Annotated in this window: 15 protein-coding genes; 6 read left to right on the top strand and 9 right to left on the bottom strand. The window is 63.5% G+C overall.

Annotated features, from left to right (window positions below; genetic code table 11):
• Window positions 1-195 precede the first annotated feature (195 nt).
• The 5 genes from arfA to U1R88_RS09880 form a co-directional block, all read right to left on the bottom strand.
• Window positions 196-1707, bottom strand: coding sequence for an arabinosylfuranosidase ArfA (gene arfA / locus U1R88_RS09900; RefSeq protein ID WP_068288779.1), 1512 nt, complete (start codon window positions 1705-1707; stop codon window positions 196-198).
• A 196-nt stretch (window positions 1708-1903) separates the two neighbouring features.
• On the bottom strand, window positions 1904-3226 hold the full coding sequence (locus U1R88_RS09895; protein WP_322431075.1) for an extracellular solute-binding protein: 1323 nt from the start codon (window positions 3224-3226) through the stop codon (window positions 1904-1906).
• Between the two features lie 78 nt (window positions 3227-3304).
• A complete protein-coding gene (locus tag U1R88_RS09890; protein ID WP_068288771.1) occupies window positions 3305-4150 on the bottom strand; it encodes a carbohydrate ABC transporter permease in 846 nt (281 codons plus the stop codon).
• 3 nt (window positions 4151-4153) lie between these two features.
• Entirely contained in the window at window positions 4154-5083 is a 930-nt protein-coding gene (locus tag U1R88_RS09885) for a carbohydrate ABC transporter permease (protein WP_068288890.1), read from the bottom strand.
• A gap of 10 nt (window positions 5084-5093) precedes the next feature.
• Window positions 5094-6173, bottom strand: coding sequence for an ABC transporter ATP-binding protein (locus tag U1R88_RS09880; protein WP_322431074.1), 1080 nt, complete (start codon window positions 6171-6173; stop codon window positions 5094-5096).
• A gap of 261 nt (window positions 6174-6434) precedes the next feature.
• Here U1R88_RS09880 and U1R88_RS09875 point away from each other — a divergent pair, with 261 nt between their 5' ends.
• Together U1R88_RS09875 and U1R88_RS09870 are read left to right on the top strand one after the other, a co-directional pair.
• Window positions 6435-7178, top strand: a complete 744-nt coding sequence (locus tag U1R88_RS09875; RefSeq protein WP_068288767.1) for a FadR/GntR family transcriptional regulator — start codon at window positions 6435-6437, stop codon at window positions 7176-7178.
• Window positions 7179-7269: 91 nt separating this feature from the next.
• Window positions 7270-7611 carry a cupin domain-containing protein gene (locus tag U1R88_RS09870; protein ID WP_322431072.1) on the top strand — a complete coding sequence of 114 codons (342 nt, stop codon included), beginning with the start codon at window positions 7270-7272 and terminating at the stop codon, window positions 7609-7611.
• Window positions 7612-7647: 36 nt separating this feature from the next.
• On the opposite strand, the gene U1R88_RS09865 is transcribed toward U1R88_RS09870, so the two are convergent.
• Window positions 7648-8688 carry an alpha/beta hydrolase gene (locus U1R88_RS09865; RefSeq protein ID WP_322431071.1) on the bottom strand — a complete coding sequence of 347 codons (1041 nt, stop codon included), beginning with the start codon at window positions 8686-8688 and terminating at the stop codon, window positions 7648-7650.
• Window positions 8689-8760: 72 nt separating this feature from the next.
• Between U1R88_RS09865 and U1R88_RS09860 the strand changes: the two genes are divergently transcribed.
• Window positions 8761-9813, top strand: a complete 1053-nt coding sequence (locus U1R88_RS09860) for a DUF7847 domain-containing protein (RefSeq protein ID WP_322431070.1) — start codon at window positions 8761-8763, stop codon at window positions 9811-9813.
• A gap of 68 nt (window positions 9814-9881) precedes the next feature.
• On the opposite strand, the gene U1R88_RS09855 is transcribed toward U1R88_RS09860, so the two are convergent.
• Window positions 9882-11345, bottom strand: a complete 1464-nt coding sequence (locus U1R88_RS09855; RefSeq protein WP_322431069.1) for an NAD-dependent succinate-semialdehyde dehydrogenase — start codon at window positions 11343-11345, stop codon at window positions 9882-9884.
• Between the two features lie 151 nt (window positions 11346-11496).
• Here U1R88_RS09855 and U1R88_RS09850 point away from each other — a divergent pair, with 151 nt between their 5' ends.
• Window positions 11497-12501 carry an asparaginase gene (locus U1R88_RS09850; protein WP_322431068.1) on the top strand — a complete coding sequence of 335 codons (1005 nt, stop codon included), beginning with the start codon at window positions 11497-11499 and terminating at the stop codon, window positions 12499-12501.
• A gap of 213 nt (window positions 12502-12714) precedes the next feature.
• A complete protein-coding gene (locus U1R88_RS09845; RefSeq protein ID WP_322431067.1) occupies window positions 12715-13347 on the top strand; it encodes a hypothetical protein in 633 nt (210 codons plus the stop codon).
• 118 nt (window positions 13348-13465) lie between these two features.
• Here U1R88_RS09845 and U1R88_RS09840 read toward each other — a convergent pair whose 3' ends face one another.
• Window positions 13466-13909: a YqfO family protein gene (locus U1R88_RS09840; protein WP_322431066.1), complete on the bottom strand. Its 444-nt coding sequence runs from the start codon at window positions 13907-13909 to the stop codon at window positions 13466-13468.
• A gap of 206 nt (window positions 13910-14115) precedes the next feature.
• Between U1R88_RS09840 and U1R88_RS09835 the strand changes: the two genes are divergently transcribed.
• Window positions 14116-14880, top strand: a complete 765-nt coding sequence (locus tag U1R88_RS09835) for a metallophosphoesterase family protein (protein ID WP_322431065.1) — start codon at window positions 14116-14118, stop codon at window positions 14878-14880.
• A gap of 22 nt (window positions 14881-14902) precedes the next feature.
• Here the strand turns inward: U1R88_RS09835 and U1R88_RS09830 are convergent, their stop codons facing one another.
• Window positions 14903-15919 (bottom strand): aldose epimerase family protein, encoded by a 1017-nt coding sequence (locus U1R88_RS09830; RefSeq protein ID WP_322431064.1) that lies wholly within the window; start codon window positions 15917-15919, stop codon window positions 14903-14905.
• Window positions 15920-15923 lie beyond the last annotated feature (4 nt).

Raw genomic sequence — 15923 nt, 5'->3', positions numbered from 1 at the left:
TTTCGGGGAAGGTGGCGATGCGAAGCATCGACGGAATGGGGAGAGTGGCTCAAATCGAGCAACAATAAGCACTGTAGCGCCACTCTCCCCCACCCGGCCCTTCGGGCCACCCTCCCCGCAGACGGGGAGGGATTGGCGCGCTCAACTCTGAAATCCAGCCTTGTTCAACTCGTTCGGCGAAATCGCCTCCTCCGCTCAGCGCGGCGCGGTGACGATCACGTTCCAGGAGCCCGGCAAGAGCCGCGCCTGCAGGCGATCTCCCTCCAGGCTCACCTTCTCGATCGGCGCCGGCGCGACGGTATCCTGGGCGTCCTTGGTGTTCACCGCCTTCATATTGGGATGATGGATCTGCAAAGCTTCCACCACCTGGCGGTTGCCGCCGAAGCCGCGCAGCAGGACCTCGAGGTCCATCGGCTCGCCGAGATGGCGGTTCAGGGCGAAGATGGTGACCTGGCCGGTCGTCTCGTCCTCGGTGACGCAGGCATGGAGGTAGGGAATTTCCGGCGCCGTCTTGCCGGCATAGGAGGGTGAGGAGATCAGCGAGCGCAGCACGCGGCCATGGGCATGGCGTGCCGTGAGCGCGAAGGGATGGAAGATGGTCTGGCGCCAAGCCGCTCCGCCCGGCTCCGTCATGATCGGACCGATGATGTTCACGAGCTGGGCGATGCAGGCGCATTTCACCCGGTCGGCATTGTTGAGCAGCGTGATCAGCGCACCGCCCACCAGGAGCGCATCCTCGGTGTTGTAGACCTCCTCGATCAGCGGCGGGTGCTCGGGCCAGCCGGGCTTGCGCAGATGCTCATGGGTGCGGGCCTTGTACCAGACATTCCACTCGTCGAGGGATAGCATGATCCGCTTGGGCGAGCGGCGCGTGGCGGCCACGGCGTCGGCGATGGCGACCACCTCCCGGATGAAGGCTTCCAGCAGCTCGATATTGCCGAGGAACTCCTCGGTGCTGTCATGCGGGTTCTGGAAATAGGTGTGCAGGGAGATGAAGTCGACATAGTCGAAGCAATGGTCGAGAACCTCGTACTCCCAGCGGGCATAGGTGGCCATGTCGCGATTGGATGAGCCGCAGGCCGCGAGCTCGATCGAGGGGTCGACCCAGCGCATCACCTTGGCGGTCTCATGGGCGATGCGGCCATATTCGCCCGCCGTCTTGGCGCCGATCTGCCAGGGGCCGTCCATCTCGTTGCCCAGGCACCAGAACTTGATGTCGTGCGGCTTTTCATAGCCATGGCTCTTGCGCAGCTCCGAAAGCTCGGTGCCGCCGGGATGGTTGCAATATTCGATGAAGCGCCGCGCCTCGTCATGGTCGCGCGTGCCGAGATTGACGCCGAACATCGGCTCCACCCCGACCTTGCGGGACCAGTCGATGAATTCGTTGGTACCGAAGGCGTTGGTCTCGGTCGAGAACCAGGCGAGGTCGAGCCGGCGCGGTCGCTGCTCAACCGGGCCGACACCGTCTTCCCAATTGTAGCCGGACAGGAAATTGCCGCCGGGATAGCGCACGATGGTGGTGCCGAGCTCGCGGGTCAGCTCGGCGACATCCTGGCGGAAACCCTGGTCATCCGCGCTGGGATGGCCGGGTTCGAAGATACCGGTGTAGACGCACCGTCCCATATGCTCGACGAAGGTACCGAAGATACGGCGGTCGAGATCGGAGATGATGAAATCGTGATCGACGATCAGGCGGGCGGACGGCATGGCGAAAACTGACCTTTGAACCGGGGAACGTTTGGCGGGAAAGGGACCCACGGCGGGAGGAAAGCCGTGGGTCCTATGGCGTTTTGCGATTAGACGGAGTCACCGCAAATCGCAAAGACGCGTCTAATCAAAGAGTTAGAGCGAATAAGCGCGCTCACTTGAACGCGCTTTGCTCTAGGTGTGGCGAGACGCGGCGTTACTTTGCGTTCGCCAGCAATTCGTTGATGCGGGACTGGGCATCGGCGAGCGCGGCGTCGATCTCCTTGTCGCCGGTCACGCCGGCGGTGACCTCGTCATTCTCGATCTCCTGGATCGCGAACTGGCGCTTCACCGCCGCCGGGCGGGCAGCGCCATTTGTGGTCAGCGGTGCAAGGTCCGCCCGGTGCGGCAGGGCCTTGAATTCGGCGCTGTCGGCCACGGATTTGCGGATGGGCAGATGGCCGGTGCGCGCCCACTGGAAATCATTGTCCCACAGGAATTTCAGGAATTCGTAGGCCGATTTGCGCTGGGCATCGGTGAGATCGGCCTTGAGGATCACCCAGCTATGCCCATCGGCCCAGACGCGCGGGCTGCCGGGATAGAGCTGCGGGAACGGCACCACGGCATAGCCGTTGGACAGGGGCGCGCCGCTCTTCTTGGATTCCTGGTCATAGGTATCGACCAGCCAGGTGCCGCAGATGAACACGCCCGCATCGCCGGCGGCGAAGCTGGCGACCGAGGCGGCATAGTCCTGCCCCTTGGTGGTATCGCCGGCCTGGTAGAGCGCCTTCAGCAGCGTCGCGGCATTCTTGGCCTCGGGCGTGGCGAAATTGACCTTGGCCGGATCGGCGAAGAACTCAGAATTCTGCTGGTAGAGCAGCGTATCGAAGGTGCGCGTGAAGAAGGCGCGCTCGTTGGCGATGGTCCAGACGAAATAGGGCTTGCCCGTCTTCTCCTTGAACTGCTTGGCCTGGGCCAGCAACTCCTCGCCATTCTTGGGCAGGATCGGCTTGCCGGCGGCATCGACGAGGCCCGCCTGCTTGAACAGGTTCAGATTGATGTGCCAGAGCCAGGTATGGGTATCGAACGGCAGGGCAAAGGTCTTGCCGTCCTTGATGACACCGGCCTTGGCGGCGTCGGTGAAATCGGCGGTATCGACCCCCGCCGCCTTCAGGCCCTCGTCCAGGGGCTCCAATAGCCCGCGCGAGGAATAGTCGCTGATCACTGCCTCGTGCATGACCGAGATGGTCGGCGGCTCGCCGGAGCGGATGCGGGCGGTGAGCTGGTCGTAGCCGGGCCATTCGACGATATCGACCTTGACGCGGGTATCCTTGCTCTCGGCATTGAACTTGTTGATCAGCGCCGTGATGATGCCGCACTCGCCATTGGCCTTCGCGACATCCGTCACCGCGCCATAGTCGGCTTCGCAGGCGCCGAAGAAACGCGACACCGAGATCTCGGTCTTGTCCTGGGCAAGGCCGGCCTGCGACGACAGCAGCAAGAGGGCCCCGGCATAGAGCAATCGTTTCAAACCGATCATGCATTTCCTCCGTTTCGGCCGATTTTGTTCAAGGTCGAGCGCGCGGCCGGGACGCGGAACCAGGAGATCTCGTCGGGTTCAGCGGATCGCGGCGCCGGCCACGGCGCGGACGATATATTTCTGGAAAAACAGATAGACGATGAAGACGGGCAGCCCGGCGAAAACGGCCTGCGCCATCAGGAAGCCGAGCCCCTCGGACTGGGCGAAGTTGGTCTGGGTCGACGCCATGCCGACGGTGAGGGTGAACATGTCGGGCTTGGTCGCCGAGATCAGCGGCCAGAGATAATCGTTCCAGGCCGACAGGAAAGTGAAGATGCCGAGCGTGGCCTGGGCTGGAATGGTCAGCGGCAGCACGACCTTCCAGAAGATCTTGAAGCGCGAGGCATTGTCGAGCATCGCCGCCTCGTCGATGTCGCGCGGGATGGCCTTGAAGTATTGCGTCATCAGGAAGACGCCGAAGGCATGGGAGAGCCCGGGCAGGATCAGCGCCGGATAGCCATTGTGCATCTTCCAGTCGGTGAACATCTGGTGGCGCGCAATGATCACCGCCTGCTCGGGGATGGCGAGGCCCAGCAGCACCAGCACGAACAGGATGTCGCGGCCGAAAAATTCGGTGCGGGCGAAGCCGTAACCGGCGAGGGATGACAGCACCAGCGTGCCGATGGTCATGCCGCCCGCCACGATCATGGAGTTGAGCAGCCAGCGAAACACGCCGGATGAAGCGATGATGTCGGTGTAGTTCTTCAACGTATAGGGCGGATGCAGGACCGTGGCGGTGGAGAGCATCAGCTCGGAATTGGGCTTGAAGGAAAGCACGATCACCCAGGCGACCGGCACCAGCCAGGCGAAGGCGAGGAGCAGGACACCAGCCAGGATCACCCGGTCGCCGGCGGTGCGGCCGACGAATTGCTGCGCGCTCGCCATGGCCTAGCCCTCCGTCCGCCGACGGGCGGCGACATATTGCAGGATCGCGGCAACCGCCATCAGCAGGAACAGCACCTCGGAGGCCGCGGCGGCGTAGCCGACGTTCCAGCGCTGGAAGCCCTCCTCATAGATGAACTGTACGATGGGGCGCGAAGCGTTGTTGGGCCCTCCCCGGGTGAGGAGCTGCGCCTGGCCGAAGAGCTGGAACTGCGCCACGATCTCGTAGATCGCCACGACCACGACGCTGCGTCGGATCGAGGGCAGCGTGATCGACCAGAAGGAGCGCCAGCGCCCGGCATTGTCGAGCGCCGCCGCCTCGTAGAGCTCCCCCGGTATCTGCTGCAGGGCAGCGAGAAAGAGCATCATCGGCAGGCCGATCACCCACCACAGCGTGCACAGCGCGATGGCCGGCAGGGCAAGCTCCTGGCTGGTCAGGAACTGGATCGGCGGCAGGCCGAAGACCGAAAGGATGCCGGCGATCAGGCCCCGGTCCGGCAGATACATCATCTTCCAGATGATGGTGACGATGGTCACCGACAGGACCGAGGTGCCGAAGAAGATCGCCCGCAGGGCCGCACTGCCCCTGCTCTCCCGGTTGAGGGCGAGCGCGAGGGCAAGGCCGATGGCGACGAAAACCGGCACGGTCATCAATACGAAGACGAAGGTGTTGCTCACCGTGCCCAAGAAGACCTTATCGGCGAACAGGCGGCGAAAATTGGCCAGGCCGGCAAAGGACGCCGTCTGGTCGAACATGTCGTATTCCTGCAGGCTGATCCAGATACCGCGAAACAGCGGGTAGACCAGCAACACGACATAGACGGCGAGGAAGGGCAGGATGAACAGGAGATTGCGCCAGCTCGGCCCGATCGAGGCGCCGGCATAGCGGGGAGCGGGTGTCACAGTTGCGGTGGAGGCAAGGCTCTGTGTCGACATCAGCCCCTCCTCACGCGGCATGGAAGGCGCGGCCGCCATCGTCGAACAGGTGTGCCGCCTGCGAATCCACCGAAAAGCGGGCCTCGCCCCCTGCGACGGCGGTCGACGCGCCCTTGTCCTCGGCGACCAGCGAGGTGCCATCGGGCAGGCGCACATAAAGATGCGTGCGATCGCCGAGGCGCTCGACCACCTCGATCCGGCCGGTAAGGGAGCCTGCCGGATCGGCCCTGACGGCCTCCGCCCTCACCCCCAGGCGCAGATTGGCCCCCTGTGGCAGGGTCGCGACAGGCACGCGCGTGGTGATGCCGGTGCCATCGGCCAGCCTAGCGGCGGCGAGGCCGCCCTGCTCGGCGACCGTGACAGGCAGGAAGTTCATGGCGGGGGAACCGACGAAGCGTGCCACGAATTCGGTGGCGGGCCGTGAATAGACCTCCATCGGCGTGCCCACCTGCTCAATCTTGCGGGCGTTCATCACCACGATGCGCTCGGCCAGGGTCATCGCCTCGACCTGGTCGTGGGTGACGAAGATGGTGGTAGCCTGGACCTGCTGGTGCAGGCGCGCCAGCTCGACGCGCGTGCGAACGCGCAGTGCCGCATCGAGATTGGAGAGGGGCTCGTCGAACAGATAGGCCTTGGGGCTCTTCACCAAAGCGCGGCCGATGGCGACGCGCTGGCGCTGGCCGCCGGAGAGCTGGCCTGGCTTGCGGGCAAGCAGCGGCTCGATCTCCAGGATGCGTGCCGCTTCCTTCACACGGCGATCGATTTCCTGCGCGGGCACGGCAATGTTGCGCAGGCCGAAGGCCATGTTCTCATAGATCGTCATATGCGGATAGAGTGCATAGTGCTGGAACACCATGGCGACGCCACGCGCCCCCGGGGGCAGTTGGTCGACCCTCTGGCCGCCGATCGAGATCGAACCGCCATCGACGCGCTCCAGCCCCGCGATCATGCGAAGCAAGGTGGATTTTCCGCAGCCCGACGGCCCGAGGAACGCAATGAACTCGCCCGAGCGGATCTTCAAAGAGAGGTCCGCGATGACGTTCACGGCGCCAAATGTCTTGGACACCCTGTCGATGTCGATGGCACTCAAGGCCTCTTCCTCCAACCATCTTTTCTTATTATCATCTGATGATAAGATATCGACAATCGCGATGCGGTGTCAATCCGTCGCCGACATGAAGAATGGTAATTTGTAGGAGGATTTCTCGTTGGCAGGAGGGTTGCTGGGCGCTTTGTTCCCCCCCGATAGCAGTGTTAAGAGGTGGGAAGCCTCTCAGAACATGGCGGAATCAGCCGGTGCGAGGAGCATGATGCCGCCCGCGTCGAGCGTCGGGCTGGTTTGGAGATGAGTATGTTCGAGCGGGATACCGCCATCAGCACGATGAGTGCGCAGGTCGCGCGCATCATCGGCACCCGCATCACCTCGGGAGAGTTCCGCCCCGGCGACACCCTGCCGATCGAGAACGAACTCTGCCAGGCCTATGGCGTCAGCCGCTCGACGGTGCGCGAGGCCGTGAAGAATTTGGCGGCCAAGGGACTGGTCGAAGTTTCCCCCAAGACCGGCACGCGCGTGCTGCCTTTCGCCGACTGGAACCTGCTCGACCAGGATGTGCTGTCCTGGCGCCTCAACGCCCAGTTCGACGAGCGCATCATCGAGGATCTCTACGAGATGCGGAATTGCTTCGAGCCGCGCGCCTGCTTCCTGGCGGCGCGGGACGGCTCGGCGGATGATCTCGAACGCATTCGCATGCGCTTCTCCGACCTTGTTTCCATGCTCGGGCAGCCGGCCCTGGCGGCGGGCGCCGAGACGGAGTTTCATCTCGCCATCATGACGGCCACCCATAACGGCCTGTTCGTCACCATCGGGCGGGCGGTCAAGACGGCCCTGAAGGTTTCCTTCGGCCTGACCCAGCGCAGCGCCAACGGCCAGGCTATGGACCTGCAGCCCTATCAGGCCGTGGTCTCGGCCATCCTCGCCCGCAAGGCGGACGAGGCCTCGCGGGCCATGAGCCAGTTGCTGGAGATTTCGCGGGCCCGCATGCTGGAGGCCCTGCGCAATGCACCGCGCGCCGTCGAGAAGACAGCCGGGCAATAGCGGCCGCCCCGTCGGGGTAACGGTCCGCGGGACAGCGCGCCGAACCAGAGCTTATCTTCCCGGTCGTAGCTGAACAGAGAGGTGAAGTCCGATGATCCGCAGCAAGGAGCTATTCATCCGCTCCGGCGACGCCGAATGGCAGCCGACGCCGGATGGCAACCGGCGACGCATCCTGGCCTATACCGACGAGTTGATGATGGTCGAATTCGCCTTCGAGAAGGATGGCGTGGGCTGGCTGCATTCCCATCCCCACATACAGTCCAGCTATGTCGCCGAGGGACGGTTCGAGGTCACCATCGCGGGCAGAACCGAAACGCTCGGCGCCGGCGACAGCTTCATCGTGCCATCCGGCCTCGAACATGGGGTCAAGGCGCTCGAGAAAGGCCGGCTGGTCGACTGCTTCACCCCGCATCGCGCCGATTTCCTGGCGTAGTGCCGCATTTGCGAGATTGCGAGGCCGGCGCGAAAACTATTGATCCGCGTTCTCGATCGCGCGGGCGACCACGGCGCGCACTTCCTCGCGGCTCATGAAGATGTCGTGGTTGATGAAGCCGGAGCCGAAGTCGGAGGCGTCGACCACCTTCACGCCGGTCTTCTGCAGTTCCTCGCTGTCGCCGGAACCGACGCGTGGCACGCCGCCGGCGAGCTTTGTCGAGATCTCCAGAGCGCGGTCGTTCTTGGAGACGATCACCGTCATCTTCGTCGACAGCGACGACAGCCGCTTCATCTGGCGACGGAAGAGATCGAGGTCGACATCAGGATTGGCCAGCACGATGGCGCCGAAATGGTTGGGCAGGGAACCGCCCATGCGGTCGGACATCGAGCGCAGGGCTTCCATCGCCACCATCGAGCCCATGGAATGGGCGATCAGGTTGATGCGGCCGACCTTGGGATCGTTGGCGAGCGCCGTGAGCGTGTCCTCCAGGGCATCGCGCGACCACATCGCGCTGTCCTTGTCGGTCACGTAATCCAGGAGCGCCGCACGCGAGGGCCAGGAGAACAGTACGGGCACGCCAGAGAACTTGATGCCATCGACCAGCTTGGCATAGCTCGTCGCCGCGCTGTCGAAGGTCTCGTTATAGCCGTGGACATAGACGATGACGTCGCGTCCCTCGGCCTGCGTCGCAAGGGAGGTGGCTGGCTGATCGCCCGGCAGGGCACTGACGCCGGCGATCGACCAGCCGGGTGTCGAAACCGGGTTGACCGCGGCCAGCAGCGACTTGGACGGCGGATACATCACCAGGCGCGCCGCGGTCGGATCGGAAGCGCGCTTGGGGCCGAACCAGGGCTCCTTGTTGCCGGTCGCATTGCGCGTAGTCATCACCAGCATGGTCATGCCGCCGCGCCAGATGCCGAGCGGGGCGGTGTTGGCCGCTTGGTCGTTCGAGGCCGTATTGGTCAGCACCGGCTTGAGAGACGAGGTCGAGTCACCGGAATCGTCATCGATCCCGACGCAGCCCGTCAGGACAAGCGCCGAAGCGATCAAAGCGAAGAGCGAGGCAGCCCGCATCGAAACACAATCCCATTTGCCGAGCTGCTTTCAATGCAGCGCAAGGGGTGAATAGTCAGTGAACGGGCGAAATTGAGGCGACAGCGCTCTCCAGGCAAAAAATTCCAGATTTCATGGTGCTTTCTGCGCGATGGCGGCAAAAATGTCACGCAATCGACCTATCTGCCCGAAAGCCGAACCTTGTGCTTCGCCGTCACATCGTGGAGGTTGTCACGGCACATTCGAGGGCGAGGCGCATTTCGGCAGAAGCGCCTCTCCGCTCGAACGCTTTGCTTCGACGCCTCTCTGCAGTCCGGAGAGGCGCACCCAATCGCAAAACGCCAGGGGAAAGTCCGTCCGGCCATGTCGAGAAGCGAAAACATCAGCCATGCCGGGCCCGCCGCGCATCAATTTGGTCTTGGCCTGTTGCTACGGGCAAGCTGGGCCATCTATCGCATACGGTTCCTGCGCTTCAACTTGCTGGCGCTGGCTGCAGTGCTGCCTCCCCCGTTGATCCTGACTTTCTATCCCATACCGCAGGATCTCCTCCTCACCTCGGCCGAGTACTGGTCGACCCTGGTGCTGAGCCTGGCACTGAGTGCGATGGCCGGGGCGATGTCCTGTCTGGGTGTCCAGCAGATCCTCGGCCACCAGCCCTTCTGGCTTGGAGCCGCGCTCGCTCATGCCGGCCGCAATTTTCTTGCCCTCTTCGCGACCACGATCATCTTCTTCGGGGCCTTTTATCTGGGGCTCGTCGTCCTGATCGTCCCCGGCCTGGTGGTGCTCTGTCGTTACTTCGTCGCAGGGCCCGTCTGCGTGATCGAGCGAACCGGCCCTCTCCAGGCGCTGAAAAGAAGCGCAGAACTGACGAAGGGCTTCCGGTGGAAATTGCTGATCCTCGGCCTGCTCCTCCTGGTTCTCCAGATTGCGCCGCGACTGGCCATCAATTTCGAGGAAATCAGCGCAGCTTTCCAAGGCCCGGGCGCAGCGCCGGGCCAGGTCAATTACCTGAAATATGCCGCAACCATTATCGCCGATGCCCTATCGACCAGCTTTACCTTCGTGGCGTCGGCCGTGACCTATTTCCAACTCCTCCGCATGAAGGAAGGCGCCGACGTCAGGCAGCTGGCAACGGTCTTCGACTGAGCCAAACAAAAAGGGCCGGCGCGACGCCGGCCCTTTCCGATTTCAGCTGTCAGCAGGCGAAGCGAGCCTCAGCCCAGGCCACCGAGGCAAACATATTTGGCGTCGATATAATCCTCGATGCCGTATTTGGAGCCTTCCTTGCCCATGCCGGATTCCTTAACGCCACCGAAGGGCGCGACTTCGGTGGTGATCAGCCCTTCATTGACGCCGACCATGCCGTATTTCAGGGCCTCGGCGACCCGGAAGGCTCGGCCGAGATCCTTGGTGTAGAAGTAGGAAGCGAGGCCGAATTCGGTGTCGTTGGCCATCTGGACGGCCTGCTCTTCGGTCTCGAACTTAAACACAGGAGCCAGCGGCCCGAAGGTCTCGTCGCGTGCCACCAGCATGTCCGGGGTCACGCCGGTCACCACGGTCGGCTCGAAGAAGGTGTGGCCGAGGGCATGGCGCTTGCCGCCCGCCACCACCTTGCCGCCCTTGGCGACGGCATCGTTGATGTGCTCCTCGACCTTCTGAACCGCCTTCTCGTCGATCAGGGGGCCCTGCTGCACGCCGGCCTCGAGGCCGTTGCCGACCTTGAGCGCGTTGGAAGCGGCGATCAGCTTCTCGACGAACTTGTCATGGATGCCCGACTGTACCAGGAAACGGTTGGTGCACACGCAGGTCTGACCGGAATTGCGGTACTTGGCGATCATCGCGCCCTCGATCGCCCGATCGACATCGGCATCGTCGAACACGATGAAGGGAGCGTTGCCGCCGAGTTCCATCGAGACCTTCTTCAAGCTCTTGGCTGACTGCTCGACCAGCAGCTTGCCGATCGGCGTCGAGCCGGTGAAGGTGATCTTGCGCACCAGCGGGTTCGAGGTGAGCTCGCCACCGATGGCGCTGGCCGAGCCCGTCAGCACGTTGACCACGCCGGCCGGGATGCCGGCCATCTCCGCGAGCGCACCCCAGGCCAGCCCCGAATAAGGCGTCTGGGCGGCGGGCTTGATCACGATGGTGCAGCCGGCGGCAAGGGCCGGGCCGAGCTTGCGGGCGATCATCGAGGAGGGGAAATTCCACGGCGTGATGGCGCCGACGACACCCACAGGCTCCTTGGTGACCAGGATGCGGCGGCCCGGCCAGGGCGACGGGATCACGTCGCCATAGACGCGCTGGGCTTCCTCGGCGAACCAGCGCACATAGGCGGCGGAGAAGTTCACCTCGCCCTTGGCCTCGGTGAGCGACTTGCCCTGCTCGACCGTCAGCAGCACGCCCAGCGCTTCGGCATTGGCTTCGACGAGATCGGCAAGCTTGTGCAGGATCTTGGCGCGCTCCTTGGCCGTCTTGGCGCGCCAGGCCGGGAAAGCGGCATCGGCGGCGGCAATGGCGCGCGCCGTCTCGTCCTTGCCGCAATCGGGCACGCTGCCGATGAGTTCGCCAGTGGCCGGATTTGAGACCGGCAAGGTCTTGCCGTTGTCGGCGGCGATCCATTGACCGTTGACGTAGGCGGCCTCACGCTTGAATTCGAGCTGCTGAGCCAATTTTTCCAACATGCGCCTTCCTCCGTTGTGTCTCTCGCTGGCGCTTAGATAGGCGTTCAGCGCGCGCGGATCAATGTCGAAATGTGATCACATATTCGGGTGTTGCCTCGGCTCGCGAAGCCTGCGATGGAGGCCCGCCTGCACATAGGGAAAGTCCGCAAGCATGTCCAATCCCATTCTGGCCGAACTCATCCGCGGCGGCATCGTCGAAAGCCGCCATAGCGGTGCCATTGCCGTGAGCGACCCCGAAGGTCGGCTTGTGCTTTCGCTGGGCGATGTCACCAGGCCCGTCTTTCCCCGCTCGGCCGTGAAGGCATTCCAGGCCCTGCCCTTGCTGGAATCCGGGGCAGCCGACAAGCTCGATCTCACCGACGCGGAAATCGCCCTCGCCGTCTCCTCCCATGGCGGCGAGCCGCGCCATGTCGAGACGGCAGCCGCCATGCTGGCCAAGGCCGGCCGCGATGCCGGCACGCTCGAATGCGGCGTCCATGCCCCGAGCTTCCGTCCGGCGGCCTGGGCCCTGCTCCGCGCCGGCGAGGAGCCCTGCGCCCTGCACAACAACTGCTCCGGGAAGCATGCCGGCTTCGTCTGCCTGGCCTGCGCCAGCGACCGCGACCCGCACCACTACATCGAGGCCACACATCCGGTGATGCGCGAGGTGATGGGGGCAGTGAACGAGATGAGCGGGGCCGCCCTCACCGGCGATGGCGTCGGCATCGACGGCTGCTCCATCCCCACCCAGGCCGCACCGCTTGCGGGCGTGGCACGGGGCTTTGCCCGCTTCGGCACCGGTGCCCATCTCGGCCCCGAACGGGCGAAGGCGGCCGCCCGCATCCGTCGCGCCGCGGCAGCCGAGCCTTTCCTGGTCGCCGGCACCAAGCGCTTCTGCACAGATATCATGACGATCTTCGGCGAGCGCGTGTTCGTGAAGACCGGCGCCGAGGGTGTGTTCTGTGCGGCCTTCCCCGAACTCGGCTACGGCATCGCCCTCAAATGCGACGATGGCGGCACAAGGGCTGCGGAACTGATGATGGCCGGCGTGATCGCCAAGCTGCTGCCGCTGTCCGAAAGTGAGGCAGACGCCCTGCAGCGCTTTCTCCAGCCCGTGCAGAAGAACTGGAACGGCATCGAAGTGGGCAGGCTACGGCTGGCGGGGGCGTTGGCCTGACATTATCCGGGACGAGCTTTGACATCCCGGACAAAGGTCCGCTTCCGCCCGACTGTCCAAAGGCCTGGGAAGGCTCCAAGTGCGCAACCGCCCAGTTCCACCAAGGTCGTCACTGGCTGCGCACACCCGATACCCCAGTTTAGGGGAAATACAGCTTCGTATTGACGTGATACTTGCCAGGTCAGCTTGACACGCTGCCTTGGGGACACCGGGATGAGCCTGCCAGAATTTGGCCTGTATTTCAGGCGCTACGCGCCGTTTGAGAAGTTCGGCATTCCCTCATTCAAGGGCGATAACAGGACGGCGGCTTCGACAGCGCTGTCGGCAACCAGCCGCACTTTCGGCTGCGTGATGTTTAGCCCAGCCGGGATTCGAGAGAGCGCGGCCGGGTCTTCGGGAACGGAAGACGCCAATCTCGTGCTGCACTTCCTCGATCGGAAAAGAATGGCCAAGGTTTCGATGGTGACGACCCGCCTTCATGAAGAAGGCCCCGCTTTGTTGAGCTTCACCGCAAGCACCGCCGGCGCCAATCCGCTCGTCCCCGCATCGCCGGACATCGATACAAAGGTTCAAATCCGCGTGGATTGGGGTTTCAAGAATGCGATGCACGTGAGTGGCAAGGTATCCGGAGACGACTTTCCCAATCTCGAGGTTTTCATCCGCTGTCTCCGGTCAGGATACTCGGCCTTGCTCGTCGATGGGCGCACGACCAGGAACAGATACACCGGTCCTATGAGCTTGTTCGGATCCGGCGACGATCTCTGCTCCTTCGCGGCAACAATCCCTTTGACCGATGATGGGACATTTGTCGGTGAAGCAAGATATGGCGCCCCCATAGAAATCTAGATGAGGCTGGAAAGCGCTGCCGGTGCATGGGCCACCCATGCTCCAGGCAACCACCAAGCCCGTGTCCAGCAGCAAACTGAGCCGGTATTCGGATGATGCCTTCGTCCCCTGCCTTCTTTCAGGTCGAAGCCGCCTTCTTCCAATCGCCGGCGCTATGCCACCAGCGATTGGGGTTCTTGCTGTCATCAAGCCCCTTCGAGCGGCTGGACAGGATGGCCTGCAGTCGGATCACCGGCTCCTGGTAGGAATGGGCCTGGAAGATGGCCTCGATCACCCTCTCCGTGACATCCTGTGCGTCGGGAAGTTCGAAAACGACCTCCACGACACCGGGGCGTCGGCGAAGGTCGCTTTCGGCACCGGCGGCTGCGCCTTCCAGCGGCCGATAGCGCTCGACGCCAGGCGCGGATTGATAGGCATTGCTGTCATAGACCCCCATCGTCAGGGGAACGATGGCAACCACCGCCGCCATGATGCGGTCGACGTCCTCTGCCGGGGCCTGAAAGGTCAGAAGGCGCAGGGGAACCATCGACACCGACAATGTCTCGAAACCCGTCATGGCCATCACCCTTTCCTGCTGATCGAGGCAGGCACCTTAGCCGACCGCTGCTGACAAGGATCTGTCAGCACGATCGCGATCGGATCCCCCACGGACCGCCTTGTCGGCGGAGCAACGGCTAAGTGCGTCATGCTTCGACGCACCTCGAAGCATTCGCTGAGACGGCCCGTTAGAAAGGGACGACAAGTCCATGCAACTGGCGGGCCGCCGTGATGACGAAAAAACTTGCCTATTTCACCGACGTCCATCTCGGGCAAAAGCTCGTCATGAGTGGCACCATGGACAGCGACAGGATGCGCTATGCCCACGACCCGAACGAGCATCGAGACCACCTGCGCCGGGTGCTCGATGATGTCGCGGCAAGAAGCATAACGGAGGTGATCTTCGGCGGCGACATCGGAGCACGCAGTTCCGTTCCCGACTTCTTCGAGGTCCTGGGATCCTATGATTTCAGGTCGAGAATAGTCCTGGGCAACCACGACGACTATGCCGCGGTCTCACCCTTCCTTTGCGGTCAAACCCATGCCGTTCAGGGCAAGGCCTGCTTTTCCGAGGGCGATCCGACGCTGAAGTGGGTGTTTCTCGATTCATCGTCCAATTGGGTGGACGAGGGCCAGCTCGCCTGGCTCGCGCAGGAGCTGCAGGGCACGCGCAGGCTCCTGCTGTTCCTGCATCACCCGGTCTTGGCGATCGATGCGCCGGTGGAGCATGCCGGAGCCGCCTTGAGGGAGCGCGATGCCCTCAAGGCGCTCCTGACCGGCAGCCAATGCGACGTATCGCTGTTTTGCGGCCACTATCACATGACGGATGAACGGCGCGAAGCGAACATCCGGCAGTTCTGCACCCCCGCCGTCTCCTACCAGATCGTCAAGCAGGCCGAACGGCTTCAGGTCGATCGGACGACATGCGGCTATCGTATCGTGCACTATCCAGGCAGCGTGATTGAAACCGAAGTCGTCAACATCACGCTGTCTTAGTCCTAAGATGCGGGCCGCGCGCTCACACCTGTCCGAAGCGATATTGCGTCTCGTGATCGTAGACCTGGCCCGGCCGGATGATCGAGGACGGGAAATGCGCCTTGTTCACGGCATCCGGCAGGTTCTGGGTCTCCAGGCAGAAGCCGGCGAAGGCCCCATATTTGGCGCCGCCCAGGCCCGGCACCGAGATATCCAGCTTGGCGGCATCATAAAGCTGCACGCCGGGCTGGGTCGTCCAGGTCTCCAGGCTGACGCCGCTCCTGGGGGACCAGGCCCGCGCCGCCCGCGCCAATACGCCCGAGCTCCTCAGCACCAGATTGCCGTCATATTTGAACGGCCCTTCCGGCGTCTCCAGCCGCAAGGTGCGCTCCTGGCGGAAGTCCCATGGCGTACCCGCCACCGAGAGTATCTCGCCGGTAGGGATCAGGTCGGCATCGGTGGGCGTGTAGAAATCGGCATCGATCTCCATGCGATGGTCGAGCACATCGGCCGAACCATCGAGATTGAAATAGGAATGCTGGGCGAGATTGACCGGCGTCGCCTTGTCGGTGGTGGCGGTGAAGATCACCTGCAGCGTCGCCGGCTCCAGCAGGCGGTAGGTGCAGGTGGTGACCACGCGGCCGGGGAAGCCCATGTCGCCATCCTCGGAGACCAGCACCAAAGTGGCCGAGCGCTGGTCCGATTGCACCAGGGACCAGACACGCTTGCCGAAGCCGGTGGCGCCGCCATGCAGGGTATGCGGTCCGCCATGGCTCTTGGAGAGATCGTAGGTCACGCCATCCAGGGTGAAGCGGCCAAAGCCGATGCGATTGGCGACGCGGCCGGGATTGGCGCCGAAATGCGGGGAATATTTGGGATAGTCCTCGAACTTCTCGAAGCCGAGCACCACGCGCTGCGGCCCGTTCTTCGATGGCACCAGGAGATCGCGCACCACGCCGCCATAGGTGATGATCCGGGCCTCGGCACCGGCATCGGAGCGCAGGGTGACCTCGAGCACATCGGCGCCGTTGAAGGTTCCGAACAGGACAGGCTTGGACATGAGA

The organism is Labrys sedimenti (genome assembly GCF_034424805.1).
Classification (GTDB): Bacteria; Pseudomonadota; Alphaproteobacteria; order Rhizobiales; family Labraceae; genus Labrys; species Labrys sedimenti.
The sequence above is the reverse complement of the archived record's forward strand: the minus strand, read 5'-3'. Positions and strand labels throughout refer to the sequence as shown.

Bases quoted from the DNA above. Each gene is read 5' to 3' on its own strand.
- U1R88_RS09875 (WP_068288767.1), top strand. From the start codon at position 6,435: ATGTTCGAGCGGGATACCGCCATCAGCACGATGAGTGCGCAGGTCGCG.
- U1R88_RS09840 (WP_322431066.1), bottom strand. From the start codon at position 13,909: ATGGCCATGACGGGTTTCGAGACATTGTCGGTGTCGATGGTTCCCCTG.
- U1R88_RS09835 (WP_322431065.1), top strand. From the start codon at position 14,116: ATGACGAAAAAACTTGCCTATTTCACCGACGTCCATCTCGGGCAAAAG.
- U1R88_RS09865 (WP_322431071.1), bottom strand. From the start codon at position 8,688: ATGCGGGCTGCCTCGCTCTTCGCTTTGATCGCTTCGGCGCTTGTCCTG.
- U1R88_RS09830 (WP_322431064.1), bottom strand. From the start codon at position 15,919: ATGTCCAAGCCTGTCCTGTTCGGAACCTTCAACGGCGCCGATGTGCTC.
- U1R88_RS09870 (WP_322431072.1), top strand. From the start codon at position 7,270: ATGATCCGCAGCAAGGAGCTATTCATCCGCTCCGGCGACGCCGAATGG.
- U1R88_RS09890 (WP_068288771.1), bottom strand. From the start codon at position 4,150: ATGGCGAGCGCGCAGCAATTCGTCGGCCGCACCGCCGGCGACCGGGTG.
- U1R88_RS09850 (WP_322431068.1), top strand. From the start codon at position 11,497: ATGTCCAATCCCATTCTGGCCGAACTCATCCGCGGCGGCATCGTCGAA.
- U1R88_RS09845 (WP_322431067.1), top strand. From the start codon at position 12,715: ATGAGCCTGCCAGAATTTGGCCTGTATTTCAGGCGCTACGCGCCGTTT.
- U1R88_RS09855 (WP_322431069.1), bottom strand. From the start codon at position 11,345: ATGTTGGAAAAATTGGCTCAGCAGCTCGAATTCAAGCGTGAGGCCGCC.
- U1R88_RS09885 (WP_068288890.1), bottom strand. From the start codon at position 5,083: ATGTCGACACAGAGCCTTGCCTCCACCGCAACTGTGACACCCGCTCCC.
- arfA (WP_068288779.1), bottom strand. From the start codon at position 1,707: ATGCCGTCCGCCCGCCTGATCGTCGATCACGATTTCATCATCTCCGAT.
- U1R88_RS09895 (WP_322431075.1), bottom strand. From the start codon at position 3,226: ATGATCGGTTTGAAACGATTGCTCTATGCCGGGGCCCTCTTGCTGCTG.